We start from the raw sequence: 20,132 nt of genomic DNA, 5'->3' as shown, positions 1-20,132 counted from the left end.
AGACGTGAAAGCAGTGAACAACCCAACCATCGAAGATTCGATTTAGGGAACCCGTGATTATACCTGTTTCCCCCTCTCTGGGGCGCTTAAGTGCCTGATTTGGGTAAAAAATGTCAAGAAAGTTCAAGGTTTTCGCCGCAGACCAATCGATTTTTTTCTGCGAGACTGAGGGCCGGGTGCGAAGGGCAAGGGCGGGGCGCGGCCTGGCGATGAGATCGGAAATGTCGCTTTTGCCGTAGAATGTCCGACTTGTTTTAATTTTGCGACTATTCATGGCGAAGACCGCGTCGAAAGATACTGCTGCCGCGTCTGCTGAAGGCGTCGATACCGCGCCGCTGCCCGAGAACTACGAGGCCGCCCAGGCCGAGCTGGAAGGGTTGGTTGCGCGCATGGAAAGCGGCAATCTCAGCCTCGAGGAGTCGCTCACCGCCTACCGGCGCGGTGCGGCCCTCGTTGCGTTTTGCCAGCAGCAGCTCGAGAAGGTCGAGCAGCAGGTGCGCGTGCTCGATGGCGAGACGCTGAAGCCGCTGCCTATGAATAGCGCAGGCACAGCCGCTACTGAAAGCGGGGACGACCTATGACATTCGAACAATGGACGCGCTCGGTACTCGAGCGCGTCGAATCGGCACTAGAACACTACCTGCCCACGGAAGCGGCCGAGCCGGCCAAATTGCACGAAGCCATGCGCTACGCCGTGCTGGGCGGCGGCAAGCGGGTGCGCCCGCTGCTGTGCCACGCGGCCGGCGAACTCACCGGCGCGCGCGCCGAGTGCCTGGACGCGACTGCGGCGGCGCTGGAAATGATCCACGTGTATTCGCTCGTGCACGACGACATGCCTTGCATGGACGACGACGCGCTGCGTCGCGGCAAACCCACGGTGCACGTCAAATATGACGAAGCCACGGCGCTGCTGGTCGGCGACGCGCTGCAGGCGCAGGCATTCGTCGCGCTGACGTCGGACGTGCTGGCGCCGGCGCAGCAGGCCCCGCTGGTGCGTGAACTGGCCTTGGCGAGCGGCTCGATCGGCATGTGCGGCGGCCAGGCCATCGACCTGGCGAGCGTCGGCCATATGCTGACGCGCCCGCAACTGGAAACCATGCACCGGATGAAAACCGGCGCCTTGCTGCGTGCCGCGGTGCGCATGGGCGCGCTGGCGGGCGAAACGCCGAATGCGGACGCCATGCGTTCGCTCGACGCGTATGCGGCCGCCGTTGGCCTCGCGTTTCAGGTTGTCGACGACATTCTCGACGTCACGACCGATTCCGCGACGCTTGGCAAGACAGCAGGTAAAGACGCGAAGGACGGCAAGCCGACCTACGTGTCGATTATTGGGCTAGATGCGTCGCGCGCGCTCGCAGCGCAACTGCGCAGCGACGCCCACGCTGCGATTGCGCCGTTTGGCGCGCGTGCGCAGCGTCTTGCCGAATTGGCAGACCTGGTGGTGAACCGGGTTAGCTGAACGCGAAAGCCCGCCGCCGCGCACCTTCGCTACGGGGTGCATGTATGAAGTGCGGGCGCGTAAGTTTTCCTACAATGGAACGACGATGTACGACTTGCTGAAAACCATCGACGACCCGGCGGCCCTGCGCCGCCTCGATCGCCGCCAATTGCAACCGCTTGCCGACGAGTTGCGTGCTTTTGTGCTCGACAGCGTATCGCAGACGGGCGGCCATCTTTCGTCCAACCTCGGCACGGTCGAGTTGACCATTGCTCTGCACTACGTGTTTGACACGCCGCGCGACCGGATCGTGTGGGACGTCGGCCATCAAACCTACCCGCACAAGATTCTGACGGGCCGCCGCGAGCAGATGCACACGCTGCGTCAGCTTGGCGGCATCTCGGGCTTTCCGAAGCGCGACGAGTCGGAATACGACACCTTCGGCACCGCGCACTCCAGCACGTCGATCTCGGCCGCGCTCGGCATGGCGGTCGCCAGCAAGCTGCAGGGCGACAACCGCATGGGCATCGCCGTGATCGGTGACGGCGCGATGACGGCAGGCATGGCCTTCGAGGCGATGAACAACGCCGGCGTTGAAGACGACGTGCCGTTGCTGGTCATCCTGAACGACAACGACATGTCGATTTCGCCGCCGGTCGGTGCGCTGAATCGCCATCTGGCGCGCCTGATGTCGGGCCGTTTCTACGCCGCCGCGCGTGCGGGCGTCGAACGTGTGCTGCGCGTCGCGCCGCCCATGCTCGATCTGGCGCGCAAGCTCGAAGAGCACGCGAAGGGCATGATCGTGCCGGCCACGCTGTTCGAAGAGTTCGGTTTCAACTACATCGGCCCGATCGACGGTCACGACCTCGATTCGCTGATCCCGACGCTGCAGAACATCAAGGAACTGCGCGGTCCGCAATTCCTGCACGTCGTGACGAAGAAGGGTCAGGGCTACAAGCTGGCCGAAGCCGACCCGGTGCTGTACCACGGCCCGGGCAAGTTCAATCCGGCCGAAGGCATCAAGCCCGCCACCACGCCGTCGAAGAAAACGTACACGCAGGTGTTCGGCGAATGGCTGTGCGACGCCGCCGAGCTGGACGCGCGCGTGATCGGCATTACGCCGGCCATGCGTGAAGGCTCGGGTATGGTCGAGTTCGAGAAGCGCTTCCCGGATCGTTACTTCGACGTGGGCATCGCCGAACAGCACGCGGTGACCTTTGCCGGCGGCCTGGCCGCGGACGGCATGAAACCGGTGGTCGCGATCTACTCGACCTTCCTGCAACGGGCTTATGACCAGCTGATTCACGACGTCGCGCTGCAAAATCTGCCGGTGGTGTTCGCCATCGACCGCGCAGGCCTGGTCGGCGCGGACGGCGCCACGCACGCGGGCGCTTACGATCTGGCGTTCATGCGCTGCATCCCGAACATGACGGTGATGGCGCCATCGGACGAAAACGAATGCCGCCAGATGCTGTACACGGCATTGCAGCAGCCGAACCCGACGGCGGTGCGCTATCCGCGCGGCGCCGGCACGGGCGTGGCAACGGTCAAGCAAATGACGGCGCTGCCGTTGGGCAAGGGCGAGATCCGTCGCGAAACGTCGCAGCCGGCCGGCAAGCGGATTGCAATTCTGGCATTCGGAACGATGGTTGCGCCGTCTTTGGCGGCGGCAGAACAACTGGACGCCACGGTGGCGAACATGCGCTTCGTGAAGCCGCTAGATGCCGAGCTGGTCCGTCAACTGGCCGAAACGCACGACGCCATCGTCACGGTGGAAGAAGGCTGCGTGATGGGCGGCGCGGGGTCGGCGTGCGTCGAAGCCCTGCTTGAGAACGGGGTGGTGCGGCCCGTACTGCAATTGGGTCTTCCGGATCGCTTCATCGATCATGGGGATCCGGCCAAGTTGCTCGCCGCCTGCGGTCTGGACGCAGCGGGCATCGCCAAGTCGATTCGCGAACGCTTTCTTTCCAGCGGCGCGGTCGCGGGTCAATCGTCGGTGAAGCGGGTCGCTTGATTGCATCGCTCAATTGCGTCACTAAGTTGCGTCACTTAGTGACGTAACTTAGCTGCTTCACTTGGCTGCGTGGATTGACTCAGTCGTTCAGCCGCACTGCCGTGCGCTACGCCGCGGCTATGGCGGCCATAGCAATCTCCAACTTGAGTCGATGGACCTTCGGGTCCATCATCCAACGCCGGCAGGGGCCGGCGTTCGCCGTTGCGCGACCTGATTCGCTCGGCTGCCGAGCGCCCTCAAACGTGTCGCTTTGCGACACCCTCGATGGGGCATCCTCCAATCCCTGAAGGGGACTTTCTTCGGGACGGGGATGTCCCGCGGAGCGGAAGACGTGGGACGGCCCGGCGTTTCTTGAAAGGACAAGAATATGAACCAGATGAATCCCGCCTTTGTGATGCCCGACGTGCAGAGCACGCCCGATACGCGTCAGATTCCGATTCAACGAGTCGGCGTCAAGGCAGTGCGCCATCCGTTGACGGTGCGCACGCAAGGCGGCGAAGTGCAGCCCTCCGTGGGCACGTGGAATCTCGACGTGCATCTGCCCGCCGATCAGAAGGGCACGCACATGTCGCGCTTCGTCGCGCTGCTTGAAGAGAACAAGGCCCCGCTCGAGGCGGCCACGTTCCGCACCATGCTCGCCGCGATGCTCGAAAAGCTCGAGGCCGAGGCGGGTCGCATCGAAGTGTCGTTCCCCTACTTCATGAATAAGACCGCGCCGGTGTCGGGCGTGCAAAGTCTGCTCGATTACGAAGTGACGTTGACGGGCGAGACGCGCAACGGCGCGACGCGTCTGTTCCTGAAGGTGCTGGTGCCGGTCACGAGCCTGTGCCCCTGCTCGAAGAAGATTTCGCAGTACGGTGCGCACAACCAGCGTTCGCACGTCACGATCAATGCTGAGCTGGTGGGCGACGTGGCGGTGGAAGAGCTGGTTCGCATCGCCGAAGAAGAAGCCTCGTGCGAACTGTGGGGCCTGCTCAAGCGTCCGGACGAGAAGTTCGTCACCGAGCGCGCTTACGAGAATCCGAAGTTCGTGGAAGACCTGGTGCGCGACGTCGCGCAACGTCTGAACGCGGACGAGCGTGTCGTCGCCTATGTGCTTGAGGCTGAAAACTTCGAATCCATTCACAATCACAGCGCTTATGCCGTGATTGAACGGGATAAGCGGGTGGCGTGATTACGCTTTAGCTTCTTGCCTGCTGCAGATAGAAAAAGCCGCTTTCGAAGCGGCTTTTTCTATGGCGTTGCCGTTGTATCGCGCGGCATGTGGCATGCGACGGGCGATGCGGACCCGTTGCGAGCTCAGCGTGCGAGTGAAGTCAGGTCCCAGCGCGGCTTCACGGTGAACGCGTAGTCTTTGCCCGACTGATCGGGCCAGCGTTGCAATCGCAATGCGCCGGCCAACGCGATCATCGCGCCGTTGTCCGTACACAGCGACAAATCCGGGTAGTGCACAAAGAAATTGCGTTTCTTCGCCGCAGCGGAAAGCGCTTCGCGCAGTTGCCTGTTCGCGCCGACGCCGCCTGCCACCACCAGTCGATTGAGTTTGGTCCGTTTGAGCGCCGCCAGCGATTTCGCCGCCAGCACCTCCACGGCTGCGTCGACGAAACCGCGCGCCAGATCCGCTTTCGCCTGCTCGCAGATATTCGCGCCGCCGAGCTTCTTTGCGTGCGTGAGGACAGCGGTCTTCAACCCGCTGAAGCTGAAATCCAGGTCGCCGGAATGCAGCATCGGACGCGGCAGGACCACGGCGCCGGGCGTGCCGAATTCCGCCATCCGCGACACTTCCGGCCCGCCCGGATAACCGAGGCCCAGCAGCTTGGCGGTTTTGTCGAAGGCCTCGCCGGCGGCGTCGTCCAGTGTTTCGCCGAGCGTCTCATAGACGCCCACGTCCGTTACGCGCATCAACTGCGTATGACCGCCTGACACCAGCAGCGCGACGAACGGAAACGGCGGCGGCTCGTCCACCAGCAGCGGCGACAGCAAGTGCCCTTCGAGATGGTGGATGCCGATGGTCGGCTTGTCCCACGCCATGGCCAGCGAATTGGCGACGCTCGCGCCGACCAGCAGCGCACCCGCGAGGCCCGGGCCCTGCGTATAGGCGATCGCGTCGATGTCGCTGCGCAGTGCGCCGGCGCGCTCCATCACCTCTTCGAGCAGCGGCAGCGCGCGCCGGATATGGTCTCGCGACGCCAACTCCGGCACCACGCCGCCGTATTCCCGGTGCATCGCAATTTGCGAATGCAGCGCGTGCGCGAGCAGGCCGCGCTCTGTGTCGTAGAGCGCGAGACCGGTTTCGTCGCAGGAGCTTTCGATGCCGAGAACGAGCATGATGGGTCGCTTGAACAGGCGAGCGAGTGAAGACACCCGGGCGCCCAAAATTGAAAAGGCAAGCCTGAAAGTATAGCAGCGCGGGCAGGGGGCCGCAGACGCGCAGGTACAATGCGGCCCCATGGAATCCTTCGATATCGCAGTGATCGGCGCAGGCGCGGCCGGCATGATGTGCGCGGCCGTGGCCGGGCAACTCGGCCGTCGCGTGGTGCTGATCGACCACTCGCAGCGCCTCGCTGAAAAAATCCGCATTTCCGGCGGCGGCCGGTGCAATTTCACGAATCTGTACGCCGGACCGGCCAATTACCTGTCGGCCAATCCTCATTTTTGCCGCTCGGCGCTGGCGCGCTATACGCCGCGTGATTTCATGGCGCTGCTCAAGCGCCATCACGTGACGTGGCACGAGAAACACAAGGGGCAGCTGTTCTGCGACCAGTCGAGCGACGCGGTCATCAACGTACTGAAGAACGAATGCGACGCGGGCCGCGTCGCGTGGCGTACGCCGCTGGCAGTCGAGCAGGTCCGGCATGACGCCGAAGGACGGTTCACGCTGGACACCCACTCGGGTCCGATCACGGCGCGCGCACTCGTCGTGGCGACCGGCGGGCTGTCGATTCCCAAGATCGGCGCCACCGATTTCGCCTACCGTCTCGCCAAGCAATTCGGCCACAAACTGATCGACACGCGCCCCGCGCTGGTTCCGCTGACCTTTGCCCCGGCCGACTGGGAGCCGTTCTCGGCGCTCTCCGGCGTGTCGCTCGAAGTACAACTGGCGACCGGCAGCAAAAAGACCGGCGCCGAGTTCAACGAGGACCTGCTGCTCACGCACCGCGGCCTGTCGGGTCCTGGGGTTCTGCAGATTTCGAGCTACTGGCAGCCCGGCGAGCCGATTCACATCAATCTGCTGCCCGAGCAGAACGCCGCGGCCGCATTGCTGGAAGCGAAAACCGGCACGAAGCGCCAGATCGCCAATCTGCTTTCGGAATGGGTGCCGCAACGGCTCGCCCACGTCTGGCTGGAAACCCACCAGATTCCCGCCGAAGCGCGTGTGGCCGATCTGCCGGACAAGGCGCTGCGCCGCATCGGTGAGGCTTTGACGCGCTGGACGCTCACGCCAAACGGGACCGAAGGCTATCGCAAGGCCGAAGTCACGCGTGGAGGTATCGACACGCGCGACCTGTCGTCGGCCACGATGATGAGCGCCCGCGCGCCGGGTTTGTACTTCATCGGCGAGGCGGTCGACGTGACCGGCTGGCTCGGCGGCTACAATTTCCAATGGGCGTGGGCCTCCGGCGTGGCGGCCGGCCAGGCGGCCGCGGAGTACGTTCTGGGGGCTTGACGGCGCATTAGCTTTGTGAGAAAGCTCTGCTATACTCCTGAACCTTTACAAAGTTCCGTTATTGAAAAATGACGACCGTCCACGTAAAAGACAACGAGCCGTTTGAAGTTGCCATGCGCCGCTTCAAGCGCACGATGGAGAAAAACGGGCTGCTGACGGAACTTCGCGCCCGCGAGTTTTACGAAAAGCCTACGGCCGAGCGCAAGCGCAAGAAAGCGGCCGCGGTTAAGCGTCATTTCAAGCGTCTGCGTGGCCAGATGCTGCCAAAGAAGTTCTACTGATTCTGGCGTTGCCGCGGTTCCTGTCGAACGGAGCGGCGACATTCAACGGTGACGGCACAGCAGGTGCCATCGCGGAAAACACGGCCCTTCGGGCCAGCCGGCAGGGTCGCATCCACCACGCAAAATTGCGCCAACCCGCTTGAGGAAGCAGTCCCAAGCGGGTGTTTGTGTTGGATGTGGCGTATTGGAACGGCGCATTGGTGCCGCAAGCGGCCGATTTTTAAATTTTCAACGCATTCAGGTGAGTGATGAGCCTCAAGGACCAGATCAACGACGACATGAAAGCCGCCATGCGGGCGCGTGAGACCGAGCGTCTCGGCACGATCCGCCTGCTGCTGGCCGCGGTCAAGCAACGTGAAGTCGACGAGCGCGTCACCCTTGACGACGCGGCGATCACCGCGGTCATCGACAAGATGATCAAGCAGCGCAAAGACTCGATCGGCCAGTTCGAAGCTGCTGGCCGCACGGATCTCGCCGACAAGGAAAAAGCCGAGCTGGCCATTCTGTCCGCCTATATGCCGGCGCAGATGTCCGAAGCGGAGATTGTTGCCGAAGTTCAGGCTGCGGTCGCGCAAACTGGCGCTGCCGGCCCGCAGGACATGGGCAAGGTGATGGGCGTGCTCAAGCCGAAGCTGGCCGGCCGCGCCGACATGACCGCTGTCTCGGCGCAAGTCAAAGCCGCGCTCGCGAAGTAATTCCCGTATTTCCGGTCCGCGCGCGCCGTTGTTCGACGGCGCGCGCAGCCTTGAGCTTTTTAGGTAGCGTCATTTACCGTGATTCCACCGTCATTCCTGCAGGATCTGCTCAACCGCGTCGATATCGTCGACGTGGTCGGCCGGTATGTGCAGTTGAAAAAGGGCGGCGCGAACTTCATGGGGCTGTGCCCGTTTCACAACGAGAAGAGCCCTTCGTTTACGGTTAGTCCGACTAAGCAGTTCTACCACTGCTTCGGCTGCGGCGCGCACGGTACGGCGATCGGCTTCCTGATGGAGCACGTTGGGTCGACGTTTCCGGAGGCGGTCAACGAACTCGCGCAATCGGTCGGCTTGACCGTGCCGAACGAGCCTTCGCCGGGATATGGCGGCGGCTCCGGCGGATATTCGCCGGGCGCATCCAAGGCGGTGACCACCGCGCTGTCCGATGTCATGCAGACCGCATGCGATTTTTACCGCAAGCAACTGCGCAGCGCGCCGGTCGCGATCCAGTATCTGAAGAAGCGCGGCCTGACCGGCGAGATCGCCGCCCGTTTCGGCCTCGGCTATGCGCCGGACGGCTGGCAGAACCTTGAACCCGCATTCCCCAACTATCGGGACGATTCACTGGTCGAGTCGGGTCTGGTGATCGTCAGCGAAAAGTCGGATGCGCAGGGCCAGAATCGCCGGTACGACCGCTTTCGCGAGCGGATCATGTTCCCGATCCGCAATGTGAAAGGGCAGGTGATCGGCTTTGGCGGGCGTGTGCTGGATGGCGGCGAACCCAAATATTTGAATTCGCCGGAAACGCCTCTATTTAACAAGGGCAGCGAGCTGTATGGGCTGTTCGAGGCACGTTTGGCGATTCGCGAACAGCATTACGTGCTGGTGGTCGAAGGCTATATGGACGTGGTCGCGCTGGCCCAATTGGGGTTCCAGAACGCGGTGGCCACGCTCGGCACGGCCTGCACGCCGATTCATGTGCAGAAACTGATGCGCCAGACCGATACGGTCATCTTCAGCTTCGACGGCGATTCTGCGGGGCGCCGCGCCGCGCGCCGTGCGCTGGATGCCTGCCTGCCCCATGCGGCGGACAACCGGACCATCCGGTTCCTGTTTCTGCCGTCCGAGCACGATCCGGACAGCTATGTGCGCGAATTCGGCACGGAAGCGTTCGCCGAGCAGGTCGAGCGCGCCATGCCGCTGTCGCAGTTCATGCTCAACGAGGTACTGACCGGCAAGGAACTGGACCAGCCGGAAGGCCGGGCCCGCGCGTTGTTCGACGCGAAACCGTTGCTGCAGCAACTGCCGGCCAATGCACTGCGCGCGCAGATCATGCATATGTTCGCCGACCGGCTCGACGTGCCGTTCGACGAAGTGGCCGCTTTATGCGAAGTCGATGCCCGGATCGCGGCGGCTGCCCGCTCGGCGCCGGCCCGCAAAGACCGGCGTAGTGTGACTGGGATCGAAGAGAAAACGCTGCGCAATCTGGTGATGTATCCGCGGACGGTGGCGGTGCTCGACGAGGAAGCCGAACAGGCGCTTCTGAGCGTGACGCGGCACGGCGAGCTATTCGAAGAAGTGACCACGCATGCGCGCGCGCTGGGCGATTCGGCGGAGTTCCAGTTGCTGTCCGACCTATTGCGAAATGGCGCGAATGCCCCAACTTTCGAGGAAATCTTTCGCAAAATTCTAGACTATGATGAAAACGTCCGGGATTTGCTGCTGAAGGACCCGGAGGATGCGACCGTCATCGAGGAGCGGCGCGAGCAGGAACGGATCGTCGGAGAGGAGCTGAAAGCGGCGATCCTGAAGATGCGATATGACGCCTACTGTGATCGTCTCGAGCAGCTTTCGCGGCAATCCCGGCACACGCCGGAGGAGTTTCTTGAGTTGACGGGCCTGAACCAGAAGCGGGCTGAGATGAAGCGCCAGCTCGGGCTGTAAGCGGGTTGGCAGAAACCTCGGTGCTATAATAAAAGGTTTCTAGCGGTTTGTTTTTTCAATGGTTTTCCTAGCAAAGGCGAAAAGGCGATTGCGATGGCAAAGACACCAGGCGGAAAAAAAGCAACAGGCACGGGCTCGAACGAGCCGACCAGAAAGGTCACTGAGGCCAAGTTAGCTTCTTCCCCCAGAAAAACGTCTGCCGCAAGCGTCACACCTGCTGTCGGGAAGAAATCCTCGGCCACTTCCGCTGCGCGAGCGGAGCCGGTCAGGGCGGCGAAAGCTGTACCACCACCGGCTGCAAAACGGCCGGGTGTCAGAAGCGCAAGGGAAGCGCCTGCCGCGCAGGACGATGCGGTAGAGCGCGAGATTCCAGTATCCACGGTTCAACCGGCTGTTGTCCAACAGCCGCGAGTCGAGACTACAGCCGGTACGACGAACTCCATGACGAAAAAGCTGAACGAAACACCCGTCGATGACGACGCAACCCAAAGCGAAGAAACCCCTGCGGCCGCTACCGGCAAGGTGGAAAAGGTCAAGGCTCGCGATCGTCGTGCGAAGGAAAAAGCGCTGCTGAAAGACGCGTTCGCGTCGTCGCAGCCGGGCACCGTCGAGGAGCTCGAAGAGCGCCGCTCCAAACTGCGCGCGCTGATCAAGCTCGGCAAGGAGCGCGGCTTCCTCACGTACGCGGAAATCAACGACCACCTCCCGGACAACTTCACCGAGACCGAGGCGATCGAAGGCATCATCAGCACGTTCAACGACATGGGCGTGGCTGTGTACGAGCAGGCGCCGGATGCTGAAACGCTGCTGTTGAACGACAACGCACCCGCTGCTTCGTCGGACGACGAAGTCGAAGAGGAAGCGGAAGTCGCGCTCTCCACCGTCGACTCCGAATTCGGCCGCACCACCGACCCGGTCCGCATGTACATGCGTGAAATGGGTACGGTCGAACTGCTCACGCGTGAAGGCGAAATCGAAATCGCGAAGCGGATCGAAGATGGCCTCAAGCATATGGTGATGGCCATCTCCGCGTGCCCGACCACGATCGCCGACATTCTGGCAATGGCTGAGCGCGTCGCCAACGAGGAAATTCGCATCGACGAACTGGTCGACGGCCTGATCGACGCCAACGCGGAAGACGCGGACGGCTTCTCGGCGCAGGAAGCGGAAGCGATCGAAAGCGAAGACGAGGAAGACGAGGAAGAGGAAGCGGACGACGAGGAAGAAGACGACGGCGCCGCGCAAGCCACGGCCAACGCAGCGCAAATGGAAGCGCTCAAGCGTGCATCCCTCGAGAAGTTCGCGATGATCAGCGAATGGTTCGACAAGATGCGTCGCGCGTTCGAGAAGGAAGGCTACAAGTCCAAGTCGTATCTGAAGGCGCAGGAAACGATCCAGAACGAACTGATGACGATCCGTTTCACCGCGCGTACCGTCGAGCGTCTGTGCGACACGCTGCGTGCGCAAGTGGACGAAGTGCGTCAGGTCGAGCGTCAGATTCTGCATACGGTGGTCGACAAGTGCGGCATGCCGCGTGCGGAATTCATCGCGCGTTTCCCTGGCAGCGAAACGGATCTCGAATGGGCCGACAAGATCGTCGGCGAAGGGCACGCGTATAGCGCGATCCTCACGCGTAACATTCCGGCCATTCGCGAACAGCAGCAACGTCTGCTCGACTTGCAGGCGCGCGTCGTGCTGCCGCTGAAGGACCTGAAGGAAACCAACCGTCAGATGGCGGCCGGCGAGCTGAAGGCGCGTCAGGCGAAGCGCGAAATGACCGAGGCGAACCTGCGTCTCGTGATCTCGATCGCGAAGAAGTACACGAATCGTGGTCTCCAGTTCCTCGACCTGATTCAGGAAGGCAACATCGGCCTGATGAAGGCGGTGGACAAGTTCGAATATCGTCGCGGCTACAAGTTCTCTACGTATGCAACGTGGTGGATCCGTCAGGCCATTACGCGTTCGATCGCGGACCAGGCGCGTACGATCCGGATTCCGGTTCACATGATCGAAACGATCAACAAGATGAACCGCATCTCGCGTCAGATTTTGCAGGAAACCGGTCTCGAGCCGGATCCGGCAACGCTGGCCGAGAAGATGGAGATGCCAGAAGACAAGATCCGCAAGATCATGAAGATCGCGAAAGAGCCGATCTCGATGGAAACGCCTATCGGTGACGACGACGATTCGCATCTGGGCGACTTCATCGAAGATACGAATACGGTTGCGCCGGCCGACGCCGCACTGCATGCCAGCATGCGCGATGTCGTGAAGGACGTGCTCGACTCGTTGACGCCGCGCGAGGCGAAGGTGCTGCGCATGCGTTTCGGCATCGAGATGAGCACCGATCACACGCTCGAGGAAGTCGGTAAGCAGTTCGACGTGACGCGTGAACGGATCCGTCAGATCGAGGCCAAGGCGCTGCGTAAACTGCGTCACCCTAGCCGTTCTGACAAGCTGAAGTCGTTCCTCGAAGGGAATTGATCGAGGTAGGCGGTCGTGAGAAATGAAGTCGTGGTTTGAAGGGGCCTCCCGGTCGTTTTGCTGAAGCGAAACGGTTGCGGAGGCCCCTTTTTCGTGTAGTATGTCGGCCAGTCACTAAATAGGCCCGGCGCTCAAGACCGGGTCTTTTTCTTGGGCCGGACGCCGTGCTGGTTGCAGGCAGCGGACTCATAATCCGCCTCCGAAAGGACATCGTCGGTTCGACTCCGACCCGGCCCACCAAAAGGCTCCCAATACGCCACTGACGAGCGCATGTCGCGGCTCCCATGTGCCAAGGCCATTCGAATCAATAGTTCAACTGATTGAAGGGTGGCACCGTATTTTCTCTGAAGCCGAATTCAGTGTGTATTTCGGATCGTCGCTGCCGGACACCATCCGACTCATAACGGACGACTGGTGGAAAGTAGGGAAACTCCGTGCAAAAAAAGCAAAGGTGTGTGCCGTTAAACGAATACGGAAGGCGGTTCAATGTATGCCGTCCGCTTTCAGCACGGGTTATTGTCACGCGGCGGCCGGCGCCGCAGTTCACCTCCGGGCAATGCCTGTGCTGAAGACTTCACTTTCTATGCGGGCCGGAGTGGCAGAACAAGCGCTCTGCCAGCAAAAGCGACAGCCAGAATGCTGAAAACCGCCTGACGGCGGTTTTTTATTGGTCAGGTGATTCAGTGCACGTTGCCCACCACGGCGTGAAACAAGCGCCGGCCGGTCCCGGGAGGAGCCGGCATCGAATCGAGCCGCTGCGATCGCGACATAAGGTCGGGTGGCAATTAGCGGCCATACCGCGAATGTCTTTTAAATACTGCCAATAGAGCGATTGGGCGATTCGAGGCGTGAAGTATCCGCATGCGCTAAATCGAAGACCGAATTAAGCCAATTAAGTTCCCGCTTTTCTAAAATAAATTTACACTCCGTCGAAATCAGCTATCGCAATTGCCCGATTTCGAGCAATCAGACATTTCTCCCATTTAAAACGCTCCGACCCGATTACGTCACGCGTATTAAATGCTGTTGCATACACACAACTTTAATATTGAGATGTTGCAAAGAATTTTTGTCTAGCGTGGGCGTGACGTAGCCCTGATTTTGCGATAAATGTCTGTAAAACAAAGACTTAAGGCCTGCGTCAATTGGATTATTGCGGATTCTGAAAGATCCTGTTGCGGAAATTGCGGGCGTTGCTACTAGGGTCTCCACCTACACTCACGCTTCGTTTAAAGGGTGCCCGGCTGTTCCGAAACGGTTCGGCCAACAGGGCGGCAGCGAGTGATGAATGCGCTGCTGAGGCAGGCTCTGCTCCCCGAGTAAATTTATCGAACTGGAGTCCCACGCATGAAAAAGAGTCTCATCGTTGTTGCGGTTGCCGCATCGTTCGCATCTGTCGCTCACGCACAAAGCAGCGTGACCCTGTATGGTCTGCTGGACGCAGGCCTGACGTACACCAGCAACGTCAACCACAACGCAAAGTGGGCAGCGGGTAGCGGCGGCATCAACCAAAGCATGTTCGGTCTGCGTGGTTCGGAAGATCTGGGTGGCGGTCTGAAGGCAATCTTCACGTTGGAAAGCGGCTTCAACATCAACAACGGCAAGTTCGCTAACAACAACGGCATGTTCAACCGTCAAGCGTTTGTCGGTCTGTCGAGCGCGCAATTCGGTACGGTCACGCTGGGTCGCCAATACGACTCCGCACAAGACTACCTGGCACCGCTGACCGCAACGGGCAGCTGGGGCGGTACGTACTTCGCTCACCCGTTCAACAACGACAACCTGAGCACGAACGGCGGCTACGCAGTCAACAACTCGATCAAGTACTCGAGCGCTAACTACGCAGGCTTCACGTTCGGCGGCACGTACGGCTTCTCGAACCAGGCTGGCGCATTCGCAAACAACCGCGAATACAGCGTTGGTGCGGCATACCAGTGGCAAGGTCTGCGTTTGGGCGCTGCTTACGCACAGCAGAACAACCCGGCTTCGAACACGACCGGCGCTTCGGACGGCGTGCTGGCTAACACCGCAGGCACGATCACGGGCAATTTCCGTCAGCGTGAGTTCGGTGCAGCTGCTTCGTACTCGTTCGGCCCGGCGACTGTCGGTGCAGCATTTACGCAGTCGCGTATCGACAACCTGGTTGGCGCAGCAGTTGGGCAACGTCAAGGTCGTTCGAACAACTACGAAGTCAACGGCAAGTACAACCTGACCCCGGCTATGGCTCTGGGCGTTGCTTACACGTTCACCGATGCACGTGGCTACGGTGTCAACGCTGACGGCAACGACATGAAGACCCGTTACCACCAGATCGGCCTGCAAGCTGATTACTCGCTGTCGCGTCGTACGGACGTCTACGCTCAAGCCGTGTACCAGCACGCAATGGGCGACGGCGGTGTTGCTTCGATCTACAGCGGCGATGCATCGCAACTGCCGTCGTCGTCGAAGAACCAGACGGCTGCTACGGTCGGTCTGCGTCACCGCTTCTAAGTTTCAGCAGAAGCGGGTTGTTGTAGAAAAGGTGCCGTTCGCGGCACCTTTTTTTATTGACGCGGCATTTTGGTGGCCGGCACCCGGCGCGAGCTTCTGCTGCGTCAGCGAATGACGTATGGCGGTTTCTGACAATTACGCACACGAGTCTGACAATAATTGACTTTCTTTGAAGCGCGCTTGGGGTAGTCTCAAAAAGATTGATTTATTGACTCTATTTTTCGCGGCGACGCCAGCACGTGTGCTGCAAGCGCGCGTTCTTACTGCATGGATACTTCCGGTTCAAACTCGCTGGATCGCACGCCGGCCATTCAGGATCTCACCGACGAGCAATGGCATCTCATCGTACCGCTCCTGCCTGAAATGGAAGACCACGGACCTCGGCGTGGCCGTCCCAGCATCGACATTCGTTGCGTGGTGAACAGTGTGCTGTGGGTGCTGCACACGGGCAAGCCGTGGCACGCGATGCCCGAACGCTATGCGCCCTATCAGACTGCGCATCGCTACTATCTGCGCTGGAAGAATTCAGGGGTGCTGGTCAATATCGCCTTTGCGCTATTCGATACCGATGCCATGCTGGCGCGGCCTGTCACTCGCAGGAGCGGCCCGCGCACTGTGTAGCGGGCTCGGGATTGTTCCGGCATGACAAAGACAAAGGCCGTCACCCGGCAACCGGATGACGGCCTTTGATCAGTCGGCTACTTTTGCCGGCTGCATGAGCGCGCCGCTCAGTCAGGCATGGTGTTCGACCTTGAACACTGCAACCGCATTGCGCAGACGTTCGGTCTGCTCATCGAGCGAGCCGGCCGCGGCCGCAGCCTGTTCGACTAGCGCGGCATTGCGCTGCGTTACATCGTCCATCTGGCGGATCGCGAGATTGACTTCGCCGATGCCCGAGCTCTGCTCTTTCGAGGCCGCCGAGATCTCGTTCATGATCGCCGTCACGCGGCGCACGGCGTCGACCACCTCGCCGATCGTACTGCCGGCTTTGCCTGCCAGCGTCGAGCCTTCGCCGACCTGCGCAACGGACTGATGGATCAGCACCTTGATCTCTTTGGCCGCCGTCGCGCTGCGCTGCGCGAGATTGCGCACTTCGCCCGCGACGACCGCGAAGCCGCGGCCTTCTTCACCGGCGCGCGCCGCTTCCACCGCCGCGTTCAGCGCGAGGATATTGGTCTGGAACGCGATGCCTTCAATCACGCTGATGATCTCGCCGATCTTGCGCGAACTATCGGTGATGCCGGCCATTTTCTCGACCACGTCGTTGACGACCTCGCCGCCGCGCGCGGCAATATTCGATGCTTCCGCTGCGAGTTCCGACGCGGTCGCCGCATTGTCGGCGTTCTGCGTGACGGTCTTCGTAAGTTCGTCCATGCTGGCGGCGGTCTGCTGCAACGAAGCCGCCTGCTCTTCAGTACGGCTCGACAGATCCAGGTTGCCGGCGGCGATTTCTTTCGAGGCGATCGTGATCGTCTCGGCGGATGTCTTGATCCGCGCGACGGTCGCGGCCAATTGATTGCGCATCTCGCGCAGCGAGAACAGCAGGCTCGACGTATCGTCGCGACGCAGGTCGATGTGAGTGGCGAGATCGCCGCGGGCGATCTGCATGGCAATCGCAGCCGCAGTGGAGGGCTCGCCGCCGATCGAACGCGATACGTTGCGCACCACGCGCGAGGCCACGAACGACACCAGCACGCCCAGCAACACCAGCATGCCGGCCGAGCGCGCGAGCGTTGCGTAGAACTGCGCCTGGATGTCGTCCATGTAGGCGCCGGCGATAAAGTCCCAGTTCCACGGGCCGAAGCGTTTCACATAGCCGATCTTTTCGCTCGGCGCCGTCTCACCGGGTTTCGGCCACCAGTAGCGTAGATAGCCTGCGCCGCTCGCCGAGCCGCCTGCCTGCGCGATGTCGTGATACAGCGCATTGCCTTTGGCGTCGCGGAAACCGCTCATGTCCTTGCCGTTCAGCTTCGGACTCATCGGATGGGCGACCATCACCGAATCGCTGCGCACGATCGTCACGTAGCCCGATGTGCCATAACGCTGTGCGTTGATGCGGGCGATGGCCTGCTGTTTGGCTTCGTCGAGCGGGAGCTTGCCGGCGTCGGCCTGCTTCGCATAATCCGCGACGATCGACAGCGCCATGTCGGTGACGTCGGCCAGATCCGCGCGCCGTGCGTCCATTTGGGCGTTTCGTGCATCGAACGCATTCACAACGGTCACGATCAGGAGCGCCGCCCAGCACAGCAGTATCGGCACCCACAATTTCTGTTTTAGTGTCAGACGGTTCATGGTCGGTTTCGACATTACGTTGAGTCCGGAATAGGGAGGGGCTGCAATCTGCGTTGCATAGCCGGCATAACGGCGATTGCCGTTGATTCTTTATTCCGGCGTCCGAAATTGCAGCCTGAAACGTGAATGTCCGGCCTGAGGCGGCTGACGAAAAGCGGGAAACGTCGGGGAAAATCGGAGAAACATCGAGGAAAGTCGAGCTAAATCCGTACAAGATCGGAGGAGACCACGGCGGGCTGCAAGAAGCCGTCAAGCGCACTTGCCCTAGATCTGCTCCCGGCCAAACGCGCACAGACGGTCGAGGTCCAGCACGTCGATCTGGTTGTACGAAAGGCGCAAAATCTGCAGCCTTTCGAGGTTTTGCAGTGCCTGATTGATCCGTTGCCGCGACACGCCCGCCAGCAGGCCGACTTCTTCCTGCGAAATGGCCAGCGTGCGCCCGGTGTCGGGATAGAGGTCGGGATTGAACAGTTGCGCGAGCGACTGGGCGACGCGCGCGTCGACATCCAGCAGCCGGCTATTCTGGATCGACGCAATGAATTCACCCATGCGGTTGTTCAACTGCCGGATCACGAAGCCGGTGAACGGCAGGCTCGAGTCGAGCAGCGCATGGAACGTCTCCGAGGGCACGAACATCACGAGCGAAGGCTGAATGGCGGCCACGTCGTATTTGCGCAGTTCGCGCTTGATCACGCTGCCTTCGCCGAACCAGCCTCCGGGCGGCACGCCGGAGAGCGTGCAGCTGCGTCCCGAGGCGTTGTAGATGGCGAGTTTGATGAGGCCGGAATGGACACCGATCCAGTAGTCTGACGGCTCCTGGCGGCGCGCGATCCATGCGCCGCCTTCCAGCCGCCCGGCGGACGCGCTGGCAAGAACCATGGCCTGATGCTCGGCGGCGAGCGCCCTGAACCACGCGCAGGTGCCGAAAAGCCGCGGCAGATCTGCGCGCGGAACCCGTTCGGGCCGGTGCGAGCGAGAGTCTGCGGCGGCGGAAAACGGTGCGTCGTCCATAAGCGGCTAGCGGGGCATGTGCGGCGAAGTTGGTTGAGGGAGCCAGGGCGCACTACTCTGTCATTTGAATGACAGACAGTTCACCATGACGATTGCTAGGCTAGCTCATCAATCAGAATAATCGGCGGCGCGGCCAGCGCCTCAGGAGACAAAGCGATGAAGCACATGTTCGAAGAAGGCCTCCAGCGGCGCGAGGCCAATTATGTCCCGCTGACGCCCATCGATTTCATCGTGCGCGCAGCGGAAGTCTACGGTGCGCGGCCGGCGGTCGTCCACGGGGCGATTCGCCGTAACTGGCGCGAAACCTACGAGCGCACCCGGCGCCTGGCCAGCGCATTGCGGCAGGCCGGTATAGAACGCGGCGACACGGTTGCCGCTTTGCTGCCGAATATTCCTCCGATGATAGAAGCGCACTTCGGCGTGCCGATGGCCGGCGCCGTGCTCAATACGCTGAACACGCGGCTCGACGTGTCGTCGCTGTTGTTCATGTTGCGTCATGGCGGGGCGAAGGCGTTGATCGTCGATACGGAGTACAGCGAATTGGCGCACCGCGCGGCGCTGGAATTCCCCGAGTTGCGCGTGATCAGCGTGGCCGATGCGATGCCTGCGGACGCCGACAAGTTCATTCGCGCGATCGACTACGAAGCCTTCCTGCAAACCGGCGACCCCGAGTTCGCCTGGTCTTCGCCTGACGACGAGTGGGACGCTATTGCGTTGAACTACACCTCGGGCACGACCGGCGATCCGAAGGGCGTGGTCTACCACCATCGCGGCGCGTATCTGAATGCGCTCAGCAATATCCTCGAATGGGATATGCCCAAGCATGCGGTCTACCTATGGACCTTGCCGCTCTTTCACTGCAACGGCTGGTGTTTCCCATGGACCGTTGCCGCGCGTGCCGGCGTCAATGTCTGTCTGCGCAAATTCGACGCGAAAACGGTATTCGAACTGATTCGCCGTGAGGGCATCACGCATTATTGCGGCGCGCCGATCGTGCAAAGCGCGCTGGCGAACGCGCCCGCCGAATGGCGTGAGGGTATCGCGCATCGCGTATCGACGATGGTGGCGGGCGCGGCGCCCGCACCGGCGGTGATCGCGAAGATGAAGGAGATCGGCTTCGACCTGACGCACGTGTACGGACTCACCGAGACCTACGGCCCGGCCGCGGTCTGCGCCAGACAGGACGAATGGGAAACGCTCGACGACATCGCGCGCGCCGAAATGAACGCGCGGCAAGGTGTGCGTTATCACCTGCAGGCGGCCGTCACGGTGCTCGATCCGGACACGCTCGCCCCCGTGCCTGACGACGGCGAAACGCTAGGCGAGATCATGTTCCGCGGCAACATCTGCATGAAGGGATATCTGAAGAACGAGCGCGCCACGGAGGCGACCTTCCGTGGCGGCTGGTTCCACACCGGCGACCTTGGCGTGCGGATGCCTGACGGCTACATCCGTATCCGCGATCGCAGCAAGGACATCATCATTTCGGGCGGCGAGAACATCTCGAGCATCGAGGTGGAAGACGCGTTGTACCGTCACCCTGCGGTGTCGGTTGCCGCCGTGGTGGCGATGGCCGATCCGAAGTGGGGTGAGGTACCGTGCGCCTTCGTCGAACTCAAGGAAGGCGCTCAGGTGAGTGCGGACGAGATCATCGCGCATTGCCGGCAGTTTCTTGCGGGGTACAAGTTGCCCAAGGCGGTGCGCTTCGGCGAATTGCCGAAGACATCGACGGGAAAGATTCAGAAGTTCGAACTGCGCGCGCGGATCAAGGCGGAAGAAACCGAATAGACCGCGCACGATGGTCCAGCGCGCCGGA

15 protein-coding genes and 1 tRNA gene are annotated in these 20,132 nt (G+C 61.5%); 13 read left to right on the top strand and 3 right to left on the bottom strand.

Going from position 1 to position 20,132, the window contains the following annotated elements; all coding sequences use genetic code 11:
* The first annotated feature begins 272 nt into the window (after positions 1-272).
* From DSC91_RS13480 to folE2, 4 genes are all read left to right on the top strand, one after another.
* A complete protein-coding gene (locus tag DSC91_RS13480; protein WP_115778911.1) occupies positions 273-581 on the top strand; it encodes an exodeoxyribonuclease VII small subunit in 309 nt (102 codons plus the stop codon).
* Positions 578-1,459 (top strand): polyprenyl synthetase family protein, encoded by an 882-nt coding sequence (locus tag DSC91_RS13475; RefSeq protein ID WP_115778909.1) that lies wholly within the window; start codon positions 578-580, stop codon positions 1,457-1,459. Before DSC91_RS13480 ends, DSC91_RS13475 begins: the two co-directional genes overlap by 4 nt.
* Positions 1,460-1,544: 85 nt before the next feature.
* Entirely contained in the window at positions 1,545-3,452 is a 1,908-nt protein-coding gene (gene dxs / locus DSC91_RS13470; protein ID WP_115778907.1) for a 1-deoxy-D-xylulose-5-phosphate synthase, read from the top strand.
* Positions 3,453-3,819: 367 nt separating this feature from the next.
* Entirely contained in the window at positions 3,820-4,626 is an 807-nt protein-coding gene (folE2, locus tag DSC91_RS13465; protein ID WP_115778905.1) for a GTP cyclohydrolase FolE2, read from the top strand.
* Between the two features lie 125 nt (positions 4,627-4,751).
* On the opposite strand, the gene tsaD is transcribed toward folE2, so the two are convergent.
* Positions 4,752-5,780 (bottom strand): tRNA (adenosine(37)-N6)-threonylcarbamoyltransferase complex transferase subunit TsaD, encoded by a 1,029-nt coding sequence (gene tsaD, locus DSC91_RS13460; protein ID WP_115778904.1) that lies wholly within the window; start codon positions 5,778-5,780, stop codon positions 4,752-4,754.
* 121 nt (positions 5,781-5,901) lie between these two features.
* Between tsaD and DSC91_RS13455 the strand changes: the two genes are divergently transcribed.
* The 8 genes from DSC91_RS13455 (at position 5,902) to DSC91_RS13420 (ending at position 15,634) form a co-directional block, all read left to right on the top strand.
* Positions 5,902-7,119 (top strand): BaiN/RdsA family NAD(P)/FAD-dependent oxidoreductase, encoded by a 1,218-nt coding sequence (locus tag DSC91_RS13455; RefSeq protein ID WP_115778902.1) that lies wholly within the window; start codon positions 5,902-5,904, stop codon positions 7,117-7,119.
* 68 nt (positions 7,120-7,187) lie between these two features.
* Complete coding sequence (rpsU, locus tag DSC91_RS13450; RefSeq protein WP_115778899.1) at positions 7,188-7,400, top strand: 30S ribosomal protein S21; 213 nt, start codon at positions 7,188-7,190, stop codon at positions 7,398-7,400.
* 248 nt (positions 7,401-7,648) lie between these two features.
* Positions 7,649-8,095, top strand: a complete 447-nt coding sequence (locus tag DSC91_RS13445) for a GatB/YqeY domain-containing protein (protein WP_115778897.1) — start codon at positions 7,649-7,651, stop codon at positions 8,093-8,095.
* 78 nt (positions 8,096-8,173) lie between these two features.
* Positions 8,174-10,039 carry a DNA primase gene (dnaG, locus tag DSC91_RS13440; RefSeq protein WP_115778895.1) on the top strand — a complete coding sequence of 622 codons (1,866 nt, stop codon included), beginning with the start codon at positions 8,174-8,176 and terminating at the stop codon, positions 10,037-10,039.
* A gap of 93 nt (positions 10,040-10,132) precedes the next feature.
* The gene (rpoD, locus tag DSC91_RS13435; protein WP_115778893.1) at positions 10,133-12,523 is read left to right on the top strand and encodes an RNA polymerase sigma factor RpoD; all 2,391 of its coding nucleotides are present in this window, start codon (positions 10,133-10,135) and stop codon (positions 12,521-12,523) included.
* A gap of 152 nt (positions 12,524-12,675) precedes the next feature.
* Positions 12,676-12,763: transfer RNA gene (locus tag DSC91_RS13430), tRNA-Ile, on the top strand.
* Positions 12,764-13,870: 1,107 nt separating this feature from the next.
* Positions 13,871-15,013 carry a porin gene (locus DSC91_RS13425; protein WP_115778891.1) on the top strand — a complete coding sequence of 381 codons (1,143 nt, stop codon included), beginning with the start codon at positions 13,871-13,873 and terminating at the stop codon, positions 15,011-15,013.
* Between the two features lie 267 nt (positions 15,014-15,280).
* The gene (locus DSC91_RS13420; protein WP_115778889.1) at positions 15,281-15,634 is read left to right on the top strand and encodes a transposase; all 354 of its coding nucleotides are present in this window, start codon (positions 15,281-15,283) and stop codon (positions 15,632-15,634) included.
* Between the two features lie 111 nt (positions 15,635-15,745).
* On the opposite strand, the gene DSC91_RS13415 is transcribed toward DSC91_RS13420, so the two are convergent.
* Both DSC91_RS13415 and DSC91_RS13410 read right to left on the bottom strand, forming a co-directional pair.
* Positions 15,746-17,305, bottom strand: coding sequence for a methyl-accepting chemotaxis protein (locus DSC91_RS13415; RefSeq protein ID WP_115779834.1), 1,560 nt, complete (start codon positions 17,303-17,305; stop codon positions 15,746-15,748).
* Positions 17,306-17,569: 264 nt separating this feature from the next.
* Complete coding sequence (locus DSC91_RS13410) at positions 17,570-18,316, bottom strand: Crp/Fnr family transcriptional regulator (protein ID WP_115778887.1); 747 nt, start codon at positions 18,314-18,316, stop codon at positions 17,570-17,572.
* A 156-nt stretch (positions 18,317-18,472) separates the two neighbouring features.
* On the opposite strand from DSC91_RS13410, the gene DSC91_RS13405 reads away from it, so the two are divergent.
* Positions 18,473-20,104, top strand: coding sequence for an acyl-CoA synthetase (locus tag DSC91_RS13405; protein WP_115778885.1), 1,632 nt, complete (start codon positions 18,473-18,475; stop codon positions 20,102-20,104).
* The last annotated feature ends 28 nt before the right edge of the window (positions 20,105-20,132 follow it).

It is taken from the genome of Paraburkholderia caffeinilytica (assembly GCF_003368325.1).
Lineage (GTDB): Bacteria > Pseudomonadota > Gammaproteobacteria > Burkholderiales > Burkholderiaceae > Paraburkholderia > Paraburkholderia caffeinilytica.
Note: the sequence above shows the minus strand (reverse complement) of the source record. Positions and strands in the feature narration are given on the sequence as shown.